This window comes from Nonomuraea wenchangensis (assembly GCF_900111685.1).
In the GTDB taxonomy this organism is placed as follows: Bacteria; Actinomycetota; Actinomycetes; order Streptosporangiales; family Streptosporangiaceae; genus Nonomuraea; species Nonomuraea wenchangensis.
On record NZ_FOHX01000034.1, the window covers coordinates 13593 to 31598 of the forward strand.

Sequence of the window (18006 nt, forward strand, 5' to 3'; positions counted from 1 at the left end):
TGACCTTATGGGTTTTCGGCCGGGGAGCCGCCTCCTCGCTTACCCCTATGGGGTGGGCGCGGCGTCCGCACCCACCCCGGGAACAACGTCAGACCTTCTCGACGTCAGCCCACTCGACCTGGTTGAGCAGGTTGATGTGAACGTTCTTGACCATCTTGGAGTAGCCGGAGTTGTTCCGGTAGAAGTACACCGGGATGTACGGCAGTTCCTCGTTGAGGATGTCGTCGGCCTGCTGGTAGAACTTCAGGCCCTCCTCCACCGAGGGAGCCTGGTCGCCCTGGGCGATCAGGTCGTCGAACTTCTTGTTCGAGTAGCCACCGTAGTTCGAGCCGGTCGCGATGGCGCCGGTGCTGAAGATCGGCGACAGGTAGTTCTCGGCCGACGGGTAGTCGATGGCCCAGCCCATGCGGAACAGGCCCTTGTACTTCTTGGCGTCCAGCTCGTCGAGGATGCTGGCGAACTTCTCGAAGGGCTTCGCGACGGCGTCGATGCCCAGGTTGGCGCGGAGGTTGTTGGCGACGGCCTCGATCCACTCCTTGTGCGGACCGTCGGCGTTGTAGCCGATCTCCAGGGTCTTGGGGCCGCCGGCGGCCTCGTACAGCTTCTTGGCCTCGGCCGGGTTGTACGTGCACGCCTTGCAGGCGCCCTGGCGGTAGCCCGCGATGGCCGGGTTGATGAAGTCGTCGGCCGGGGAGCGGGTGCCGGAGAAGACCGTCTCGGCGATGGTCTTGCGGTCGATGGCCATCGAGATGGCCTTGCGGACGTCGACCTTGTCCAGCTCGGCGTTGTACTTCAGCGGCACGCCGATGTAGCCGACGCCGGCGTCCGGCTGGTCCTGGTAACGCTCACCGAGGGAGGACTTGGCCTGGGCGATCGCCGCAGGGCCGAGCGAGTCGTGGATGTCCAGGTTGTCGGCCATCAGGTCGTTGAAGGCGACGTCCGAGTCGGTGTAGAGCTTGAACTGGAGCTTGGTCCAGTTGCTCGGCTTCTTGCCCGGGTACTTGTCGTACACGGTCATGTCGATGCTCTGGTCGGTGCCCTTCTTGTAGGGCTTGTCCAGCTTGAACAGGCCCTGGCCGATGGGCTGCTCGCCGAACTGCTGCGTCACCTTGCCGTCGGCGCCGAAGGCGGCCTTGGGCAGCGGGTAGAACGCGGTGTAGCCGAGCATCGTCTTGAACTGGGAGAACGGCGCGGCCAGGGTGACCTTGAACGTCGTGTCGTCCACGACCTCCAGGCCCTTCATGCCCTTGGCGCTGACGGCCTTGCCCTCACCCGGGTTGAGGTCGGCGAAGCCGTCGACGCGGCCGAAGAAGTAACCGGCGCTCTGGGCGTTCTCCTGGTTGGCGGCGTAGTTCCAGGCGTCCACGTAGTTCTGCGCGACGAGCGGCTCGCCGTTGTGCCACGTGTAGCCGGACTTGAGCTTGATCGTCCAGACCTTCTGGTCATCGCTGGTGATCGACTCTGCCGCGGCCTCGATGGCGTTCTTGTTCTCGTCGTAGGTGACGAGAGGCTCGAACACGGCCGCGAGGACCTCGGAGCCCTCGGACTCCGTGGTGTTCGACGGCACCAGGAGCTCCTGGGGCTCACCGAGCTCCATGCGGACCGGCGTTTCGGCGCCACCACTCGCGGCAGTGCCACCTTCCGAGGCACCGCCACCACACGCGGCAACCGCGAGGGCGAGCAGCGCGGTACCGGCGACGATCTGTGCGCCCTTAGTAACACGCATGGTAAAGAAAAATCCTCCCTCTACAGTGGGCGTACAGCGCTGAGCTGCGTGTTCGTGAGCAGCCTGACGGGGGAGTCCTGGTATCCCCCCCGAGTTTGGCCGACCGTGTCAAGCCAGCCGTACGCCCTGCCAGTCGATCGCGACTATCTCTTACTACTTGCCACCAGCGAGTCTCTGGCGCGTTGCAGTTCGGTCACACGTCTGCCTATCCAGCGTCACAGACATTCGGCGCGATCTGTAGTAAATCGTACAAAGACCCCAGTACCGGTTGGACCTGGACCTGAACAGACGATGAAAATTACCCCCTGCCGGGGACTGCTCGTGCCTCCGCCACCATCACCCGCCCCTCCTGGGCTACGGTTGAACAGGTCTTGGCGGAGGCTTGGAACCCCGGCGCCCCGAGACACCGTCCAACAGTCTGCCGGTCACGGTCCAGCGTGACAGGCGCCCCACCGACCCGGATCCAATAGAGTCCTTGCCATGAGCCAGCCGGAATCCGCTGTAGCGGACGCCCAGGCGGGCGGCCGTAGCGGGGAGCCGCTGGCCAAGCTCGCCAAGAGATACGGGCTTCGCCGTGCCATCGCACGGCCGAGGTTCCCTGTCTACGTGCGCCAGCTATGGGAGCGGCGACACTTCATCCTGACGTACGCGACCTCGCGCAACGTCTCGAAGTACTCCAACTCGACGCTGGGCCAGCTGTGGCAGGTGCTGACCCCCCTGCTCAACGCCGCCATCTACTTCCTGATGTTCGGCCTCATTCTGGGCGGCAGCAAGAACATCGAGAACTACCCGGCCTTCCTGCTGACCGGGATGTTCATCTTCACCTACACCCAGCGCACGGTCACCGCGGGCGCCAAGTCGATCACCGGCAACCTGTCGATGATCCGGGCCCTGCACTTCCCCCGCGCCTCGCTGCCGCTGGCCTACACGATCCAGGAGCTGCAGCAGCTCGCCATCTCGATGAGCGTCCTCCTGGTGCTCGTGGTCGCCACCGGAGAGTTCCCCACCTGGTTCTGGCTCATGATCCCGGTGGTGCTCCTCCTGCAGACGATGTTCAACATCGGGGCCGGGCTCGTCGTGGCCCGCCTGGGCGCCTCGATGCGCGATCTCAACCAGTTGCTGCCGTTCATCACGCGCACCTGGCTCTACGCCTCCGGCGTCTTCTTCTCGATCCAGGCCAAGGTCGTGGGCTCGGCCGGCCTCCCCCAGTGGGTGGCCGACCTGATGTACCTCAACCCGGCGGCCTCCTTCATCGAGTGGATGCGGGAGATCCTGATCAAGAGCCACAACCCCGAGCTGGGGCACCACCCGCCGACAATGGTGTGGATGTCTTGCGTATTCTGGGCGGTGTTCGCGCTCGGATTCGGCTTCTGGTACTTCTGGCGGGCCGAGGAGAGGTACGGGCGTGGCTGAGACCAAGGAGCTGCAGCAGGTGAAGGGCGACAAGCCCGCCGTCCCCAAGGACGCCAAGGCGCGCCCCGCCGCCAAGTCCACGGGCAAGGCGCCACTCGACGTCCCCACGGGCACGCCGACCGTCATCGTCGACGACCTCCACATCGTCTACCGCGTCTACGGCGCGGCCTCCGACTCCGAGAAGGGCAACGCGGTCAACGCCCTCACGCGCATACTCAAGCGCCAGGGCCGCCCGCAGATGAAAGAGGTCCACGCGGTCAAAGGCGTGACGTTCGTGGCCTACCACGGCGACGCCATCGGCATCGTGGGCCGCAACGGCTCGGGCAAGTCCACGCTGCTGCGCGCCATCGCGGGCCTGTTGCCCCCGCACAAGGGCGCCGTCTACACCGACGGCCAGCCCTCGCTGCTGGGCGTCAACGCCGCCCTCATGCGTGAGCTCACGGGCGAGCGCAACATCGTGCTCGGCTGCTACGCCATGGGCATGACGCCGGCCGAGGTCCGCGAGAAATACCAGGAGATCGTCGACTTCTCCGGCATCGACGAGTTCGTCCAGCTGCCGATGTCCACCTACTCGTCGGGCATGGGCGCCCGCCTGCGCTTCGCGATCTCCTCGGCGAAGACCCACGACGTCCTGCTCATCGACGAGGCCCTCGCCACCGGCGACCGCGAGTTCCGCAAGAAGAGCGAGGAGCGCATCCGCCAGATCCGCGAGTCGGCCGGCACCGTCTTCCTCGTCGCCCACGACCTGCGCGTCATCGAGGAGACCTGCAACCGCGTCATCTGGCTGCACAAGGGCAAGATCCGCATGGACGGCGACCCGAAGGAAGTCATCGCCGCCTACAACAAGGGCTGAGACCGCAGGTCCGAGCGCCGTGCCCCCGCGAAGGGCGCGGCGCTTTGCCATGCGCGAAACGCCCGGGACGCGAGGGACGAAAGACTGACACCGGGCCCCGCGTTCCGATAGGATTCGAACGTCAATTCGAGCCGAGGACCGGTGATGGACAAGGACCGGTGATGGAGTGGGAGCGCGCGATGGGAGAGCTTTCGGCCGCGATCGACCACCTGGCCACCGAAGACGTGACCGAGATCCCGCGGATGCAGCTCGCCGAGCAGCTCATCGAGCTGCACTGGCAGATGGCGAGACTGCAGGCGCAGATAGCCCGTCGCACGGGCGTCCGACTGCCCTGACCGACCCTACAGACCCCGACAGACCCCGACGCCGCCGCGCCGAGCCGAGCGGCAGGCCCCGGACATGAGAATGCCGCCGACCCTGATCGGGCCGGCGGCGGGGGCTCGGGGGCGCCGCTGCCCTGCATGAGAACGGCGTTGCCCGAGCCCGGGCCAGGGCGCGTCCGCCCGAGCCCGCCACTGAGACCGCCCGCTCGCCGCGGGAGGCTCGTAACCCACGCGCGCCAGCTCTTCGAGCGCCCGGCACCTTGAGGGGCGTCCCGGAGATCTGCCGCGTCAGTGCGACGACGTCCCGGCCGGTGGCTGCGGCCCAGGGGAGTTCACGCCGTCAGGGGACCGCTGGGGGTGGGGGCGGAACGAAGCCGTCTCCGCCGGCACGGCCGGTTCCCGGGCATCGGCACCCAGGGCGCCCGCGAACCTCCACGCCGGCTCTCGGCGAGCCACGTCCAGCACCGCCTCCATCGCGTTCCTAGCCGCGATTCCAGGTGTCCCGCACCGAGCTCGTCAGCGCGTCGGTGGTCCATCCGAGAGCGGCCATCAGGTCGCTGTAGCCGGCGACGGCCTTGGTCCCGTTCGTCTCGACGACGGCCGCGGCGTCGGCCGCGAGCGGCGCGAGCTCCTCGACGGTCGCGTGCCGCACGGTGGCGGGCAGGGCCTCGGCCACCGCTGCCGTCCCGACCGGCGCGACCCGGCCGACGACCGGGACCGCCCCGCTCTTGGACGGCAGCGCCCGCAGCGCCGCCTGGGCGAGGCCGGCGGGCGAGGCGCCGCCCGGCAGGGAGTCGAAGTCACGCGCGGGCGCGGCCAGCAGCCCGGCCGCCGGCGGCCCGGACAGCGCCCCCAGGGGCGCGCTCAGAGGCCCGCTCAGGGGGCCGCCCAGGGGCCCGCCGGACAGCGCGCTCAGCGGCAGCGAGGCCAGGCCGGTCACCGGCCCGGCGAGCGCGTCCAGCGGCGAGGCGCCACCGGTGAGCTCGCTGACCGTCTGGTCGGAGACCCCGTGCAGGCCGCTGATCGGCAGGCCACCACCGCCGCCGCCCGTCGCCCCGGACGGACCGGGCAGGCCCGGCAGGGCGGCGCTGTCCAGCATGCCGCTGCCCCGCACCTTGCCCGCCGCGCCCCTGGCGTCCTCGACCAGACCGGTGACGAGGTGGAACGGTCCGTATCCGGCGCCGGCGGCGTTCAGCGCCGCGGTGTGACGCACGGTCCGCCGGGCGGCTCCGCCCGCAGGGGTGGCCACGCGGCGCGCGCCCGACACCACGGGCAGCGCCTCGGTCATGCCGCCGCCGCCGAGCGGGATCCCGCTGCGGATCGGCGACAGCTCGGGGATCGGCCGGCCCCTCCGTACGGCGTCCTCGGCGGAGTTGGGCGTCTGGGGCCGGCTGACCGGCGCTCGCCGCCCGCTCGCGGCGATGGCGTCCTTCTCGGCCTCGCTCGGCTCGCGACGGACCTGGCCGCCGCCGGCGGCGGCCGACTTGGACTTGCCCCCGAGCAGGCCGCCCAGGAGCCCTCCGCCGACACCGCCGCTGGTCAGCCCGCCCAGAAGACCTCCGACAGGGCTGCCGCCGGCGACGCTGGTGCCTCCGCCCGGTCCGTCGGCGGGAGCGTTCCTGGCGGTTTCGTATTGGGCCTCGGCCTGGGCGGGCACGGCCAACGCCGCCGCCAGGCCGAATGCTGTAGCGGCTACCGCCGCCTTGACTACTCGATTCATGATTGCCTTCCCGGCTCGTGATCGATCGCTCTCGAATGCGGTGGAAATGCGAATCGATAACCCCCGTATGCCGCGTCGTGCACGCTATGGGCACCACACTGAGCGTGTGCGTCACGGCTGAGCTACGGCAGCAGTTCTACCACCAGGCGTGATCGCCCGCAGGCGCATGAATGCCCATGTGACAGGGGTTTGCAGGCCGGTTACCGAGTAAGGGGAGAGCGTTGAGCGGGAAGACAAACCGGGAAATAGGAGGCTCTTGTTTCCGATATTGCAGAGGCGGTTGTGAACGCGCCTGTCAAGTGCTATGACGCCTCCCCGGCCCGCGAACAATAGGGACGCGAAATGAATTGTCGCGGGCCGGGTGACGTGATTTCCGGTGGCGCCGGCCTCCACTCAGGAGGGCAGCGCAACCCCTGACGGATCGAACGGGAAACGTTCGCCGAAGGCCGGCCGCAGGTCCGTCAGCCAGACCGCCTCCGGGTCGTAACGCGCGAAGAAGGGCCGCCCCACGAGCGAGGGGTCGCGCGCCTGGATGAAGTGGAGCACGAAGACCTGCTCCCCCGCGACCTCCATGACGCCGTCCACGCACACCTTGCCCGGCGTGGCCGACATCGACGGGCCGCGTACCGTGCGGCACAGGCCGGAGACGGACGCGTACGCGTCACGGAAGACCTCGTACGCGCGGGCCAGCGGCACCGCGAAGTAGTCCTGCGGCCCGGTGTCGCGCTCGACGAACAGGTAGTAGGGGACCATCCCCATGCGGAGCTGCCGCCGCCACATCGACGTCCAGACGGCCGGGTCGTCGTTGATGGAGCGGATGAGCGGCGCCTGCGTCCTGATCGTCGCCCCGGTGCCGATGATGCGCTCCACCGCCGCCGAGACCTGCGGCGGCTCCAGCTCGCGCGGATGCGTGAAGTGGGCCATGAACGCGAGGTTCTTGCCGGCCGCCACCACCCGCTCGAACAGGCGGAGCGTGTCGTCGGCGTCGGGATCGCCGGTGAAACGCTGCGGCCAGTAGGCGAGCGACTTGGTGCCGATCCTGATGGATTCGAGCTGCTCCAGCTCCAGCAGCGGTTCGACGTAGCGCCGGAGCACCGGCTCTCCCATGATCATCGCGTCGCCCCCGGTGATGAGGACGCTGGTGACCTCGGGGTGCCGGCTGATGTAGTCGACCATCCGGCCGACGTCGTCGGAGGCGAACTTCAGGTCCGCGTCGCCGACGAACTGCGCCCACCGGAAGCAGTACGTGCAGTACGCGTGACAGGTCTGCCCCTGCTTGGGGAAGACCAGCACGGTCTCGGGATATTTGTGCTGCATGCCCGGCACCGGCTCGTCGCCGATCCTCGGGACGTTCAGCTCCTTCTGGCCCGCGGGATGCGGGTTGAGCTGCGCGCGTACGCGGTTGGCCTCGGCCTGCACCTCCGCGTTCGGCGCCTCCGCCTTGAGCAGGTCGGCCAGTCTGGCGACGTCCGCGGCGGGAAGCATGTCCGCCTGCGGGAAGACCAGCCGGTATATGGGGTCGTCGGGCGCGGCCGACCAATCGATGAGTTCATCGACGACATAGGCGTTCGTCCGGAACGGCAGGACCGTCGCGACCGCGCGGACCTTGAGCCGTTCCTCGTCGTCGAGCCCCGCACGCCGCAGGAGCTCGTCGAGATGCTTGGACGTGTACGCCTTGAAGCGTCGCGTGCCGGTTTGTTGCAAGATCACTAGGCCGTTCCCATCTTTTTGTTCGATCGGACGTAAACCGAAGGACCTCTTCGCGCGTCCTTGGACCTTAATACCGAGACGTGCATGCTCACGCCCACGGTTCCCCCAGGCTCGAAGTTTTCCTTCAGCTTCACCAACACTCGCGACATATCGCGTATGGACATAGACTCCGATGTCGTGACCGAAGAATCCGCGATACGCGCCTCGGACGCCGACCGCGACAAAGTCGCCGCGGTCCTGGGCGAGGCGCTCGCCACAGGACGACTCACCAGCGTCGAGCACGCCGACCGTCTGGACCTCGCCTATTCGGCGACCACGATGGGCGAGCTCGTCCCCCTCACCAGGGACCTTCCCGAGGTGACCGCCTCCGGAGCCCCCGCCGCCGTCGAGCGGCAGGTCATCCACTCCACGTTCAGCAAGATCATCCGGCGGGGGCGCTGGGTGGCCTCCCGCCACACCAAGCTCACCGCCCGCTTCGGCGCCCTGATCATCGACCTGTCGGACGCCGTGCTCCCCGGCAGGGAGATCACCCTGGAGGCCGACGCCTGGTTCAGCAAGATGATCGTGCGCGTCCCCGAGAACGCCCACGTCGTCGACGAGGGCGGCTCCGTCTTCGGTAAGCGGCTGGTGACCGGCGGCTCCCAGGCGGACGGGCCGCTCATCAGGGTGACGGGGAAGTCGGCGTTCTCCAAGGTCATCGTGTCCCGGGCGAAGACCGACTGGAACCTCGGCTGAAGGACTGCGACCGGCGGCACGGGGAACGACAACCCTTACCCGCCGGTTAACCTGGCAGCAGCCTCGCCCTCGATGCGGACATACCGAGCCCGCGCACCGGCCATGCCGTGACGGCGGGCGAGACGCCGTACGAGGTGACGATTGTCCGACAGCAGGCCCGTCGCGCTGGACGCCATGGGCGGCGACCACGCGCCGCACGAGATCGTGGCCGGCGCCGTGCACGCCGTCCGTGAGCGCGGCCTGCCCGTCGTGCTCGTCGGCTCCCCCCGCGTGCTCTTCGAGGCCCTAGCCGACCACGGCGCCACCCAGGAGGTGCCGATCGTCCGCGCCGAGGAGGCCCTCGCCATGAACGAGGGCGCGCTCGCCAGCCTGCGCCGCCCCCGCTCCAGCATCGCGGTGGCCTGCCACCTCGTCCGCCGCGGCGACGCCTGCGCCGTGGTGTCGGCCGGCTCCACCGCGGGCGTCGTCGCCACCGGCCGGCTGCGGCTCAAGGCGCAGCAGCACGTGCTGCGCCCGGCCATCGCGGTCCGCCTGCCCACGCTCCCCCGCCCGACCCTGCTGGTGGACGCCGGCGCCAACGCCGACGCCAAGCCGGAGATGCTGGTGCAGTTCGCCCATCTGGGCGCCGCGTACGCCGAGCTCGCGCACGGCGCCACCGAGCCCAAGATCGGCCTGCTCACCATCGGCAGCGAGCCCGAGAAGGGCAACAAGCTGACCAAACGCGCCAACGAGCTGCTCCAGAGCTCCCCCGGCCTGCACTTCGCCGGCAACATCGAAGGCCACGACCTGCTCACCGGCAAGGTCGACGTGATCACCACCGACGGCTTCACCGGCAACGTCGCGCTCAAGACCATGGAGGGCGCGGTCCGCTACGCCTTCGCCGAGCTGCGCACCGCCGTCGAGGAGAGCAGGCTCGCCAAGCTCGGCGCCGCCCTGCAGCGCAACCGCCTGCGCGAGCTGCGCAACCGCCTCGACGCGGAGGCGTACGGAGGAGCCGTGCTGCTCGGGCTCAACGGCACCGTGGTGATCGCCCACGGCTCCTCCCGAGCCCCGGCGATCAGCGCGGCCTGCCAGCTCGCTGCAGATATGTCCGCCAATGGGATCGTCACCCGAATCGGCGACAGAATAGCGACATCACACCGCTCCCACAGACTCTGGTGAACCCGTAAGGTGTGAGACCGATCCACAGATACAGGGGGTTATGTGGTCGGGCTCACCTTTGACGGGCTCACTGCTGCCCAGGTCGCGGCGGCGAAGCCCAACGACGTCCCGCGACGGTCCAGCAGATCGTTCAGCGCCATCATCAGGGCGAACGTCCTCACCCTGTTCAACCTCGTCATCGGCGTGCTCTGGGCGCTCATCCTGATCTTCGGCGAATGGCAGGACGGCCTGTTCGGCCTGGTCATCGTGGCCAACGCGCTCATCGGCATCGTCCAGGAGCTGCGGGCCAAGCACACGCTCGACAAGCTCGCGGTCGTCAACGAGGCCCCCGTACGCGTGCGCCGCGACGGCGCGGAGCGCGAGATCCACCCGCGGGAGATCGTGCTCGGCGACCTGATCCTGCTCGCCCCCGGCGACCGCCTCCTCGTCGACGGCGACGTGATCCGCTCCGACGGCCTGGAGGTGGACGAGTCGCTGCTGACCGGCGAGGCCGACCCCGTGCACAAGAAGCCCGGCGACCAGGTGCTGTCGGGCAGCTTCGTGGTGGCCGGCTCGGGGGCGTTCGTGGCCACGAAGGTCGGCACCGACGCCTACGCCGTACGGCTCGCCGAGGAGGCGAGCAAGTTCCACCTCGCCCACTCCGAGCTGCGCGAGGGCGTCTCCAACTTCATCAAGTACATCACCTGGCTGGTCATCCCCATCGGCGCCCTGCTGATCTACAGCCAGCTCAGCAACTCCGTCGACTTCGGCACCGCGATCACCGGCGCGGTCGCCGGCATCGTCACCATGATCCCCGAGGGCCTGGTGCTGATGACCTCGATCGCGTTCGCCGTCGGCGTCGTACGCCTCGGCCGGCGCCGCTGCCTGGTCCAGGAACTGCCCGCCATCGAGGGCCTGGCCCGGGTCGACGTGCTCTGCCTGGACAAGACCGGCACCCTCACCGCCGGCGGCATGGAGCTCGACGAGGTGCTGCCGCTCCGCCACGACCAGCCCGTGGCCGACGCACTGGCCGCCCTCTGCCACGCCGACCCCCGGCCCAACCCCACCGCCCAGGCCATCCGCGCCCGCTACGACGCCCCCGCCGACGGCTGGACGGCCGGGGAGAGCGTGCCGTTCTCCTCCGCGCGCAAGTGGAGCGGCACCGACTTCGGCGAGCGCGGCGCCTGGGTGCTCGGCGCCCCCGACGTCCTGCTGCAGAGCGGCGACGGCTACGACCGCGCCGCCGCCCTCGCCACCACCGGCGCGCGCGTGCTCGCGCTCTGCCGCGCCGACCGGCTGCCCGAGCCCGGCGACGGCTCCACCGCGACGCTGGAGCCCATCGCGCTCGTCACCCTCAAACAGCGCGTACGCCCCGACGCCGACGAGACCCTGCGCTACTTCGCCAAGCAGGGCGTCACGGTCAAAGTCATCTCCGGCGACAACCCCGAGGCGGTCGCCGCCATCGCCACCCACCTCGGCATCCCCGACGGCCACCGCTTCATCGACGCCCGCACCCTCCCCGACGACGACCCGCAGAAACTGGGCGAGCTGCTGGACGAGCACGCCGTCTTCGGCCGGGTCTCCCCCCAGCAGAAACGCAAGTTCGTCACCGCGCTCCAGGCCCGCGGCCACACCGTCGCCATGACCGGCGACGGCGTCAACGACGTGCTCGCGCTCAAGGACGCCGACCTCGGCATCGCCATGGGCGCGGGCAGCCCGGCCACCAAGGCCGTCGCGCAGGTGGTGCTGCTGGACAACAAGTTCGCCACCCTGCCCCACGTCGTCGGCGAGGGCCGGCGGGTGCTCGCCAACATCGAACGGGTCTCCAACCTCTTCCTCACCAAGACGTTCTACGCCATCGCGCTGTCGCTGGCCGTTGGCGTCGCCGGGGTGATGTTCCCCTTCGCGCCCCGCCACTCGACCCTGGTCAACGCCCTCACCATCGGCATCCCGGCCTTCTTCCTGGCGCTCGCGCCGACCTTCGAACGCGCCCGCTCCGGATTCGTCCGCCGGGTGCTGCGCTTCGCCGTGCCCTCCGGGGTGCTGTGCGCGGTCGCGGTGCTGACGTCGTTCTGGCTGGCCCACAGGGGCGACTCCACGCTCATCGAGGACCAGACGTCGGCGGTGATCACGCTCTTCCTGGCCACGTGGTGGGTGCTCGTCCTCATCGCCAGGCCGCTCACCTGGTGGCGGGTGCTCCTCGTCGCGGCCATGGCGGCGGCGTTCGCGATCGCGATGTCGCTGCCCTTCGTACGGGCCTTCTTCGCCCTCGAACCCGGTGACCTCGCGGGCGACCTGACCGCCGTCGGCGTCGGCCTCGGAGCGGCGATTATCATCAGCGTCGCGGTCAAGCTCGCCGGTACCCTTAGAGCATGACCGACCCGCAGACAGTGCTCACCGAGCGCGTCCAGCAGGCGCTGGCGCACGCGTTCGGCGCCGAGCACGCCGACGCAGACCCGCTGATCCGGCCCTCCCAGTTCGCCGACTTCCAGGCGAACGTCGCGATGAGCCTGGCCAAGCGGCTGCGACGGGCCCCGCGGGAGGTCGCCGAGGCGATCAGGGCGGAGCTGTCCGACTTCCCCGGCACGGTCGAGGTCAGCGGCCCCGGCTTTCTCAACATCACCCTCGACGACGGCTGGATCGCCGCCGAGGCCCAGAGCATGCTCGACGACCCGCGGCTCGGCGTCGGCACGGTCACGCCCACGCAGACCGTGGTGATCGACTACTCCGCGCCCAACGCGGCCAAGGAGATGCACGTCGGCCACCTGCGCACCACCATCGTCGGCGACGCGCTGGCCCGCCTGCACGAGCACGTCGGCAACACCGTCGTCAGGCAAAACCACCTGGGCGACTGGGGCACCCCGTTCGGCATGCTCATCGAGCACCTGCTCGACATCGGCGAGGAGGCCGCGGTCGGGCAGCTCGAAGCCGGCATGGGCACCGAGTTCTACCAGGCGGCGCGGGTCAAGTTCGACGGCGACGAGGCGTTCAAGCAGCGCGCCAGGGTGCGGGTGACCACGCTGCAGTCCGGCGACCCCGAGACGCTGCGGCTCTGGCACGTCTTCATGGACGCCACCGTCCGCTACTTCAACAAGGTCTACGGCCGGCTCGGGGTCACCCTCACCGACGCCGACCTCGCCGGCGAGAGCATGTACAACCCGATGCTGGAGCGCACCTGCGCCGACCTGGAGGCGTCCGGCACCGCCGAGCTCAGCGAGGGCGCGCTCTGCGTCTTCCCGCCGGGCTTCACCGGCTCCGACGACAAGCCGCTGCCGCTCATCATCAGGAAGAGCGACGGCGGCTACGGCTACGCCACCACCGACATGGCGGCCATCCGCTACCGCGTCCACGACCTCAAGGCCGCGCGCATCCTCTACGTCGTCGGCGCCGACCAGGCGCTGCACTTCCGCATGGTGTTCGCCGCGGCCAGGCAGGCCGGCTGGCTGCCCGACGAGGTCTCGGCCGAGCACGTCCAGATCGGCATGATGCTCGGCAAGGACGGCCGCCGCTTCAAGACCCGCTCCGGCGAGTCGATCAAACTGACCGACCTGCTCGACGAGGCCGTCGAACGCGCCACGGCGGCCATCGCCGACCGCGGCTACGACGCGGCCACGCAGGCCGAGATCGCGCGGGCGGTCGGCATGGGCGCGGTGAAGTACGCCGACCTGTCGGTCAGCCACGACAGCGAATACGTCTTCGACTTCGACCGCATGCTCGGCTTCACCGGCAACACCGGCCCCTACATGCAGTACGCCACGGCCCGCATCCGCTCCATCTTCCGCAAGGCGGGCATGGAGCCGGCCGAGGCGCAGGGCACCATCACGTCCGGTGAGCCCGCCGAGCGCGCGCTGAGCCTGCACCTGCTGGGGTTCGGCGAGCTGGTGTCGCAGGTCACCGCCCAGTCCGAGCCGCACCGGCTGTGCGCCTTCCTGTTCGAGACCGCGAGCCTGTTCAGCACCTTCTACGAGCAGTGCCCGGTCCTCCGCAGCGACGTCGCCCCCGAGGTCCGGGCCTCCCGGCTCGCCCTGTGCGCGCTCACCCTCCGCACGCTGGAGACCGGGCTCGACCTTCTGGGCGTCCCTGTCCCCGAGCGCATGTAAACACGCAGTTGGCTCGAAGCCGCCCGTTCCGTCGTGGGCGCGCCTCCACCGGGTTGGCGCGCCCATACGGCTAGGCTTTACGCGGTCATGAACCGAGGCCGAAATGGGGGAGTTCTCTGCCTTGAGTACGGACCTGACTGCAAGCCCCCAAGCAGCGACGGAGGTGCATCGCTACGCGGAGGCACTGCTGGCGCACCTCGCCGCCGACGGCGCGGCGCCGCCCGCCGCCCCGGTCGCCTTCCGCGACGTCCCCGGCTTCTGGCTGCCCCCGGCCGTCGAGGCCCTGGTCGCCCTCCTGTCCGGTGACGACCCGCTGGAGCCGCTGAGCCGGGCCGCGAGCCGCGACCAGCAACGCACCGCGCTGTTCCTGTGCCTGGCACTCGCCGTGTCCGGGCAGGGCAGCCGCATCCACGCCTCCTGGCTGGGCACCGCCTTCGGCGAGCTGTCCATCGACCGGCCGGTCACCCACGGTCAGCGCTCGCTCTGGCTGGCCGCCGCGCGCGGCGCGTACGGCCCCGCCGGCAAGATCTTCGTCCTGCGCAAGCTCGACGCCCTCGCCGTCCAGGAGCACGCCGACGCCGAGCAGTGGATCCAGGCGCTCATCCCCGGCGAGCCCGCGGTCGTCGTGCCGCCCTCGCTGGCCGACTTCCCCGAGATGGCCGAGATCCCCGAGCTTGCCCGCCCTGCCATGGCCGCCGACCGGCTGGCCCGGCTGCGCGGGCGGTGCGCCGAGATCACCTCGGCCCGCAAGACCGGCCCCGACGCCCGCGTCCCGCTCGACACCTCCGGCACCCACGGCGCCGAGAACGAACCGCTGGCCGTGCTCCGCTCGCTCATCGGCTCCGGCGGCCCTGAGGGGCCGATGGCTTCGCTGGTGTCCTACCTGCTGGACGACCTCCGCCCCGGCGCCGACCCGCAGCTGGCGGGGATCGCGCTGCACGTGGCGGCCCCGATCCTGCGGGTGGTGGCCGAGGAGCTGGAGACCGACAGCAGCCTGGAGCCGCCCGAGACGCTCACCGTGCCGATCCTCGGGCACCGCATCCACCTGCGCCCCGAAGGCCCTGACCGGGCCTCGCTGGCCGCGGCCGAGCAGTCCGTCATCACCGAGGGCGTCATACCGCGCTCCCGCCCGTGGGCGGCGATCCTGCTGATCGTGGCCGGAGTGGCCTGCCTCGCCGGCGCCCCCCTGACCACCCCCCTGCTGGCCGCGGCCGGCGTCGCCACGATCGGCCTGGGCGGGTGGCAGCTCTGGCAGCGCCGCAAACTGGTCGAAGCCGACGCCCAATACGTCGCCGGCCAGGTCAGCGAGCTGCGGGAGCTGGCCGAGGGCGCCGTGTGGGCGCTGCACGCCTACGCCCGCGAGTCCGACGCCCGCGCCAAGCAGGCCGCCGAGGATGCCAGCGAGCTCTTCCGCCTCATCCGCCGCGGCCCCCGCGCCGCCTGACCGGCTCCCACGAGGGTCAACGGGCCTGACGGCGTTCCCCAGCGGGGTGCCACGGCCGGGTGCCACGGCCGGGTGCCACGGCCGGGTGCCACGGCCGGGTGCCACGGCCGGGTGCCACGGCCGGGTGGCGACGCGGCCCCGACAGCACGAACCCGGGCCTGATCACATCAGACCCGGGTCCGAGAAGCCGTCGTCGGCCCGTGCCGGCCCGTGGTGCCCCCAGCACCCCGTCACCGGCCCGTCCGGTCGCCCTTCGCCCCGGCGACCGGACCATAATTCCTCAGCCTGGCTAGGTCGTCTCGATCTCCACATGCGCCGGGGCAAGCAGGAACACCCGCTCCGCGATCCGCTCGATCCGTCCCTCGCATCCGAAGGCCAGCCCGGCGGCGAAGTCGACCATTCTGGTGGCCTCAGGCAACGCCATGCCGGAAACGTCCATGATCACCGTCTGGCCGTCACGGAAGTGCTGACCGATCAACGGTGCGTCGTTGTACTTGAGCGGCTGGACCATCACGATGCGTGACGAGTCGACGTTCGCGCGCCACCGCCGAGCTGCCCGCTCGGTCGCGGGGACATACTCGTCCTCGTAGTGCTCGTCGTCGTCATAGGCCTCGTCGTAGTGATCGACCCCGCTCAGGCCAAGGTAGCTCACCACCTTGCGCACTGCCCCCATCGGCTTGTCCTTTCCTCAGGAACTCACCGTAATCGGCACGTCCCTACACATTGGACGGTAACCGACGATTCCGCATTCGCCACGCGACACGCCCAGCCCTAATTCCATTTTGTACGGCTTGCAGCCCGCTTGCAGCTTGATATCCGCCCCCCGTATACGATCGCCCCCATGCGCCTCTACACCGTCGACGCCTTCACCAGCACAGCTTTCCAGGGTAATCCGGCCGCCGTCTGCCTGCTGGACTCTGCGGTTACCGACGGTTGGATGCAGAGCGTAGCCACCGAGATGAACCTCTCGGAGACCGCGTTCCTTCACGAGGATTCGCTCCGCTGGTTCACCCCGGCCGTAGAGGTCACGCTCTGTGGTCACGCCACCCTCGCCACGGCCCACGTCCTGTATTCGACGGGCGCGGCGACGGGGCCGGTGGAATTCCGCACGGCCAGTGGCACGCTCACCGTGAATCGACTCCCAAGCGGGGGGATCACCATGGATTTCCCGGCGAAGGAGGTGACCCCCGTCACGCTTCCGGCCGGCCTGGAGAAAGCCCTCGGGGCCACCCCGGTGCGCGTCGGGATAAGTCAGCTCGACCTGCTGGTGGAGCTGGAGTCGGAGGAAACGGTACGGAACCTGACCCCCGACATCCCCGCCCTCAGGTCCGTCGACGCCCGCGGCGTCATCGTCACCGCCCGCGGCACGGAAACGGACTTCGTCTCCCGTTTCTTCGCGCCCAAAGTAGGTGTCCCGGAGGACCCCGTAACCGGCTCGGCCCACTGCGCGCTCTCCCCCTACTGGTCGGCCCGTCTCGGCCGCGCTTCACTCGTCGGCGCGCAATTGTCCAAGAGAGGCGGAATCGTCCACGTCACTTATGCCGGAGACCGCGTTCACCTGGCGGGCAACGCCGTAACCGTGCTGTCCGGCACCCTACACGTCTAGCGACGCCGCCTCACTTTGCGTAATCATTAGAGCGCAGAAAGTGGGGTGCTTTGTTCGTCGCCATCGTCGGCTTGCTCATCGCAGCCGCCGCGGCCGCCGTCACCGGCGTCGTCGCCTTTACGCCAACAGGTTCATCGCCGCGCCGCTCCGCCACGATTTCCGCGAGGGCAGCAGCGTGGCCACCGGAATCGTCGGCACGCTCTTCGCCGTCAGCATCGGCCTCGTCGTGGTGGCGGCCTGGAACCAGGTCAACTCCGCCCACCAGACCGCCTCCACCGAGGCGAGCAACCTCACCGACGTCTACTGGTACTCCCGCTCGCTCCCCGACCCCCAGCGCCACACCCTGCAGACCCTCGCCACCGACTACGCCACGACCGTGGTCCGCGAGGAGTGGCCCCGCATGGCCGAGGACCACACGCTCTCCCCGCGCGCCTGGCGCCACGTCGAGCAGCTGCGCACCTACTTCCAGACCATCGAGCCGGCGACCGGCGCCGCCTCCACCCGCTACAGCCAGGCGATGAGCCGCGTCCAGGCCGTACTGGACGCCCGTCGGGCCCGCGCCCAGATGGCCGACTCAGGCGTCCCACCGCTCCTCTGGGCGGCCCTGGCCGGCTGCGGCCTCGCCGTGCTCCTCCCGGCCGTCGTCTGCGGCAGCCCGGTACGCAAGGTCCACGTCACGGTCGCCGCCGTCGTGGGCGGCCTGGTCGGGCTGGTCCTGTTCCTCGGCCAGCAACTCGACTTCCCGTTCAGCGGCGGCATCGCCATCGGCCCCGAAGCCTTCGAACAGGCCCTGACCCGCTTCACCAGCATCCGCACTCTGGGAGGCGCCGCCTGACGCCGACCTCGTCCCAAGTCAGAGCCAGGGGCAGAAATGCAGAAGGGCCCCGACGCTAAGCGTCGGGGCCCTCCAAAAGATTGTCCGGCGGTGACCTACTCTCCCACACCCTCCCGAGTGCAGTACCATCGGCGCAGAGAAGCTTAACTTCCGGGTTCGGAATGTAACCGGGTGTTTCCTTCCCGCCATAACCGCCGTAACCCTCCGAAACAAACAAACACAGACGTGTTTGCAGTCTCAGAATTGCCTAGTGGACGCGAGCAAAAAATCTCAGAAAGAATGCTTTGTGGTCAAGTCCTCGGCCTATTAGTACCGGTCAGCTCCACACGTTACCGCGCTTCCACCTCCGGCCTATCAACCCGGTCGTCTACCGGGAGCCTTACCCACTCTCGTGGTGGGAG

General features: G+C 69.6%; 14 protein-coding genes and 2 rRNA genes. 10 read left to right on the forward strand and 6 right to left on the reverse strand.

Annotated elements, in window-relative coordinates; genetic code table 11:
* Positions 1-88: 88 nt before the first annotated feature.
* Positions 89-1597, reverse strand: coding sequence for a peptide ABC transporter substrate-binding protein (locus BMW85_RS47765; RefSeq protein ID WP_091094411.1), 1509 nt, complete (start codon positions 1595-1597; stop codon positions 89-91).
* A gap of 609 nt (positions 1598-2206) precedes the next feature.
* Between BMW85_RS47765 and BMW85_RS47770 the strand changes: the two genes are divergently transcribed.
* The 3 genes from BMW85_RS47770 (at position 2207) to BMW85_RS50260 (ending at position 4327) form a co-directional block, all read left to right on the forward strand.
* Positions 2207-3139 (forward strand): ABC transporter permease, encoded by a 933-nt coding sequence (locus BMW85_RS47770; RefSeq protein ID WP_091094412.1) that lies wholly within the window; start codon positions 2207-2209, stop codon positions 3137-3139.
* Positions 3132-3992, forward strand: coding sequence for an ABC transporter ATP-binding protein (locus BMW85_RS47775; RefSeq protein WP_177241273.1), 861 nt, complete (start codon positions 3132-3134; stop codon positions 3990-3992). The genes BMW85_RS47770 and BMW85_RS47775 overlap by 8 nt, the downstream gene beginning before the upstream one ends.
* A gap of 179 nt (positions 3993-4171) precedes the next feature.
* Positions 4172-4327, forward strand: coding sequence for a hypothetical protein (locus tag BMW85_RS50260; protein WP_177241271.1), 156 nt, complete (start codon positions 4172-4174; stop codon positions 4325-4327).
* Between the two features lie 469 nt (positions 4328-4796).
* Here the strand turns inward: BMW85_RS50260 and BMW85_RS47780 are convergent, their stop codons facing one another.
* On the reverse strand, positions 4797-6035 hold the full coding sequence (locus tag BMW85_RS47780; protein WP_143082677.1) for a hypothetical protein: 1239 nt from the start codon (positions 6033-6035) through the stop codon (positions 4797-4799).
* Positions 6036-6428: 393 nt separating this feature from the next.
* Positions 6429-7745 (reverse strand): KamA family radical SAM protein, encoded by a 1317-nt coding sequence (locus tag BMW85_RS47785; protein WP_091094414.1) that lies wholly within the window; start codon positions 7743-7745, stop codon positions 6429-6431.
* Between the two features lie 177 nt (positions 7746-7922).
* On the opposite strand from BMW85_RS47785, the gene BMW85_RS47790 reads away from it, so the two are divergent.
* From BMW85_RS47790 to BMW85_RS47810, 5 genes are all read left to right on the forward strand, one after another.
* Positions 7923-8480, forward strand: a complete 558-nt coding sequence (locus tag BMW85_RS47790) for a DUF1707 SHOCT-like domain-containing protein (RefSeq protein WP_245775498.1) — start codon at positions 7923-7925, stop codon at positions 8478-8480.
* 141 nt (positions 8481-8621) lie between these two features.
* Entirely contained in the window at positions 8622-9641 is a 1020-nt protein-coding gene (gene plsX / locus BMW85_RS47795) for a phosphate acyltransferase PlsX (protein ID WP_091094416.1), read from the forward strand.
* Positions 9642-9683: 42 nt separating this feature from the next.
* The gene (locus BMW85_RS47800) at positions 9684-11996 is read left to right on the forward strand and encodes an HAD-IC family P-type ATPase (protein WP_091094417.1); all 2313 of its coding nucleotides are present in this window, start codon (positions 9684-9686) and stop codon (positions 11994-11996) included.
* Positions 11993-13720, forward strand: a complete 1728-nt coding sequence (argS, locus tag BMW85_RS47805; RefSeq protein WP_091094418.1) for an arginine--tRNA ligase — start codon at positions 11993-11995, stop codon at positions 13718-13720. The genes BMW85_RS47800 and argS overlap by 4 nt, the downstream gene beginning before the upstream one ends.
* A 163-nt stretch (positions 13721-13883) precedes the next feature.
* Entirely contained in the window at positions 13884-15164 is a 1281-nt protein-coding gene (locus tag BMW85_RS47810) for a hypothetical protein (RefSeq protein ID WP_091094419.1), read from the forward strand.
* 289 nt (positions 15165-15453) lie between these two features.
* Here the strand turns inward: BMW85_RS47810 and BMW85_RS47815 are convergent, their stop codons facing one another.
* Positions 15454-15837 carry a cell division protein SepF gene (locus BMW85_RS47815; protein WP_020546507.1) on the reverse strand — a complete coding sequence of 128 codons (384 nt, stop codon included), beginning with the start codon at positions 15835-15837 and terminating at the stop codon, positions 15454-15456.
* A gap of 168 nt (positions 15838-16005) precedes the next feature.
* On the opposite strand from BMW85_RS47815, the gene BMW85_RS47820 reads away from it, so the two are divergent.
* The gene (locus BMW85_RS47820) at positions 16006-16770 is read left to right on the forward strand and encodes a PhzF family phenazine biosynthesis protein (protein WP_091094420.1); all 765 of its coding nucleotides are present in this window, start codon (positions 16006-16008) and stop codon (positions 16768-16770) included.
* A 40-nt stretch (positions 16771-16810) separates the two neighbouring features.
* On the forward strand, positions 16811-17605 hold the full coding sequence (locus tag BMW85_RS47825; RefSeq protein ID WP_483869911.1) for a bestrophin-like domain: 795 nt from the start codon (positions 16811-16813) through the stop codon (positions 17603-17605).
* Positions 17606-17687: 82 nt separating this feature from the next.
* Here BMW85_RS47825 and rrf read toward each other — a convergent pair.
* A 5S ribosomal RNA gene (gene rrf, locus BMW85_RS47830) occupies positions 17688-17804 on the reverse strand.
* A gap of 87 nt (positions 17805-17891) precedes the next feature.
* Positions 17892-18006 (reverse strand): 23S ribosomal RNA (locus BMW85_RS47835); the annotation flags it as partial.

Coding starts and splice junctions, on each gene's coding strand:
- BMW85_RS47820 (WP_091094420.1), top strand. CDS start 16,006: ATGCGCCTCTACACCGTCGACGCCTTCACCAGCACAGCTTTCCAGGGT.
- BMW85_RS47770 (WP_091094412.1), top strand. CDS start 2,207: ATGAGCCAGCCGGAATCCGCTGTAGCGGACGCCCAGGCGGGCGGCCGT.
- BMW85_RS47780 (WP_143082677.1), bottom strand. CDS start 6,035: ATGAATCGAGTAGTCAAGGCGGCGGTAGCCGCTACAGCATTCGGCCTG.
- BMW85_RS47815 (WP_020546507.1), bottom strand. CDS start 15,837: ATGGGGGCAGTGCGCAAGGTGGTGAGCTACCTTGGCCTGAGCGGGGTC.
- BMW85_RS50260 (WP_177241271.1), top strand. CDS start 4,172: ATGGGAGAGCTTTCGGCCGCGATCGACCACCTGGCCACCGAAGACGTG.
- BMW85_RS47765 (WP_091094411.1), bottom strand. CDS start 1,597: ATGGAGCTCGGTGAGCCCCAGGAGCTCCTGGTGCCGTCGAACACCACG.
- argS (WP_091094418.1), top strand. CDS start 11,993: ATGACCGACCCGCAGACAGTGCTCACCGAGCGCGTCCAGCAGGCGCTG.